This window comes from Streptococcus sp. HMSC065C01, assembly GCF_001813525.1.
GTDB lineage: Bacteria > Bacillota > Bacilli > Lactobacillales > Streptococcaceae > Streptococcus > Streptococcus parasanguinis_V.
Map to the genome: position 1 here is coordinate 133,580 of NZ_KV812859.1, position 2,585 is coordinate 136,164.

General features: G+C 44.8%; 3 protein-coding genes. 1 reads left to right on the plus strand and 2 read right to left on the minus strand.

Translation table 11 applies throughout. From position 1 onward, the window contains the following. Positions 1-281: 281 nt before the first annotated feature. Both htpX and HMPREF2918_RS09275 read right to left on the minus strand, forming a co-directional pair. Positions 282-1,178, minus strand: coding sequence for a zinc metalloprotease HtpX (gene htpX, locus HMPREF2918_RS09270; RefSeq protein ID WP_070595364.1), 897 nt, complete (start codon positions 1,176-1,178; stop codon positions 282-284). 1 nt (position 1,179) lies between these two features. Continuing rightward, positions 1,180-1,740 (minus strand): LemA family protein, encoded by a 561-nt coding sequence (locus HMPREF2918_RS09275; protein ID WP_049472048.1) that lies wholly within the window; start codon positions 1,738-1,740, stop codon positions 1,180-1,182. 70 nt (positions 1,741-1,810) lie between these two features. Between HMPREF2918_RS09275 and rsmG the strand changes: the two genes are divergently transcribed. Beyond that, the gene (rsmG, locus tag HMPREF2918_RS09280; RefSeq protein ID WP_070595366.1) at positions 1,811-2,524 is read left to right on the plus strand and encodes a 16S rRNA (guanine(527)-N(7))-methyltransferase RsmG; all 714 of its coding nucleotides are present in this window, start codon (positions 1,811-1,813) and stop codon (positions 2,522-2,524) included. Positions 2,525-2,585 lie beyond the last annotated feature (61 nt).

A 2,585-nucleotide genomic window follows, 5' to 3' on the forward strand; every position in this document is an offset into this window, starting at 1 on the left:
AACAGTTTGGGAAACTGTTTTAGCCTGAGCCTGGAAATTAAAGAGCGAGGGGGTTCAAAACGAATTGAACACGGGCTGCGGATTGTGTCAAAATAAGAAGTTCTCCTAGAATCGAAAGATTCTGCGTCAAACTTCCTATTTTGACTTTATCCGCAGACGCCCTTTGTATCGTAATTTAGTCATGGAACTTCATAGAAGTTCGCTGACGTCCGTACTCACCTAAGGAAAGGTTCTAAGATGATGGTGTCTTCAATCTGAATCCACCGTTTGGTGGATTTTTTTTACATTTTTCTTAGGCGAGCCACCCGCTCAGCAATGGGTGGGTGGGTATAAAAGAGTTTTTGCAATCCGGATTCTTTTTTTGGATCGTTGATAAAAAGAGCACTGCTCGCATCATCGACATGTCGTTGCATGGGTTCGCTATTGTCTAGTTTTAACAAAGCATTGATCATCCCTTGAGGATTCCGCGTCAATTCAACACTTGAAGCATCTGCTAGGAACTCCCGTTGACGAGAAATGGCTAACTGGACCAAGGTCGCTGCTAATGGCGCTAAAACGATGGCAAGCAAGGAAAGGATCAACATAACAATCTCCAAACCACCGCTACCTTCTCGATCATCGTCCCGGCTACGGCCACCGCCCCACCACATCATCCGACCACCAATGCTAGAAAGCATGGTGATGGCACTAGCAAGGGCAACCGCAATCGTAGAGATGCGAATATCGTAATTGCGAATATGGCTGACTTCGTGTCCGATGACTCCCTCCAATTCCTCACGGTTCATCACAGCAAGAAGACCTGTCGTTGCTGCAACAGCAGCATTTTGAGGATTAGACCCTGTCGCAAATGCATTCATAGAAGGATCATCTACAATATAGACCCGAGGCATGGGGATCTGGGCTACCATAGCCATATCTTGTACAATATGGTAGAGTTGAGGGGCTTGCTCTTCCGTTACCTCACGCGCCCCATTCATCCGCATGACAACTTCGGTGGATTGAAAAATCATGCTAAAGGCATAGATACCCCCAATAATCAAAGATAGGATGACGCCCCCAAGGGAGGAGCCTAACCAGAGGTAACCAACGGCTGCTCCGATAAGAGCTAAGAGTATGAAAAAAGCAATAAGGAGAATCCAGGTTCTCCTTTTATTGCTTGCAATTTGGTCAAAAAGCATATTAGTCTCCTAATCCGCTAAAATCCACCTTTGGTACAGCTTTTTCTTCTTCAGGCACTTGAAGGAATTCGGCTTGTCTGAAGCCAAACATTCCAGCAATTACGTTTGTTGGGAAAGTTTCCAATTTCACATTGTAATTGCTTGTGACACTGTTGTACAATTGACGGGCATAAGAAATTTTGTTTTCTGTATTGGTCAATTCTTCTTGCAATTGCATGAAGTTGGTGTTAGCCTTCAAGTCTGGGTAGTTTTCAGCAACCGCAAAAATGCCTGCCACTTGACGTGAAAGAGCATCACTGGCTGCCATCGCTTCTGCAGGTGAAGTAGCTTGAGCCACTTGTTGGCGAAGTTGAGTCACTTTTGCTAGTGTATCTCCTTCGTACTTGGCATAGCCTTTAACGGTTTCGATCAAGTTTGGAATCAAGTCATTTCGACGTTTCAATTGCACATCAATTTGACTCCAAGCTTCGCGAGTCTGCATGCGGCTTTTCACCAAACCGTTGTAAACTCCTACTACAATCAACACAAGGACCACAATGATCCCAAGAATAATCCAAATCATTTTATTGAATTCCTTTCATTTCTTTCTACCAGTATATCAAATTTCCCTTATTTTGTGGTAAAATAAAAGCATGAAACCAGAAGAATTTTATGTCCGTTTAGCCGACCTCGGCTTTCCATTAACTGATCGTCAAAAAGAGCAATACGAACGGTATTTTGAGCTCCTCGTGGAATGGAATGAAAAGATTAATCTCACCGCCATCACCGAAAAAGACGAAGTCTATCTCAAGCATTTTTATGATTCGATCGCACCCATTTTACAGGGCCTGATCGAAAACCAACCCATCCGTCTCCTGGATATCGGAGCTGGCGCTGGCTTTCCCAGCCTACCCATGAAGATCCTTTTCCCTGAGCTGGATGTGACCATCATTGATTCCCTTAATAAGCGGATCAATTTTCTCCACTTGCTGGCTGAAGAGTTGGGTTTGCGCGGAGTTCATTTCTACCATGGACGTGCGGAGGACTTTGCGCAAGACAAGGCCTTTCGTGCCCAATTTGATATCGTAACTGCCCGCGCTGTTGCCCGCATGCAGGTCCTCTCTGAACTGACCATTCCTTACCTGAAAGTAGGAGGACGTCTTCTTGCTCTCAAGGCTAGCAATGCTCCAGAAGAGTTGGAAGAAGCCAAAAACGCCCTCAACCTGCTCTTTAGTAAGGTTGGAGACAATCTACAGTATGAATTGCCAAATGGGGATCCACGCTATATCACTGTTGTCGAAAAGAAAAAAGAAACCCCTAATAAATATCCAAGAAAAGCAGGCATGCCCAATAAGCGGCCATTGTAGTAAGATACAAAGGGCCAAGCGGATAAAGTCAAATAAGAGGCTGGGACAAAAGTCCTAGCCT

Excerpts from the sequence above, each read along its gene's own strand:
- rsmG (WP_070595366.1), top strand. The coding sequence starts at position 1,811 with ATGAAACCAGAAGAATTTTATGTCCGTTTAGCCGACCTCGGCTTTCCA.
- htpX (WP_070595364.1), bottom strand. The coding sequence starts at position 1,178 with ATGCTTTTTGACCAAATTGCAAGCAATAAAAGGAGAACCTGGATTCTC.
- HMPREF2918_RS09275 (WP_049472048.1), bottom strand. The coding sequence starts at position 1,740 with ATGATTTGGATTATTCTTGGGATCATTGTGGTCCTTGTGTTGATTGTA.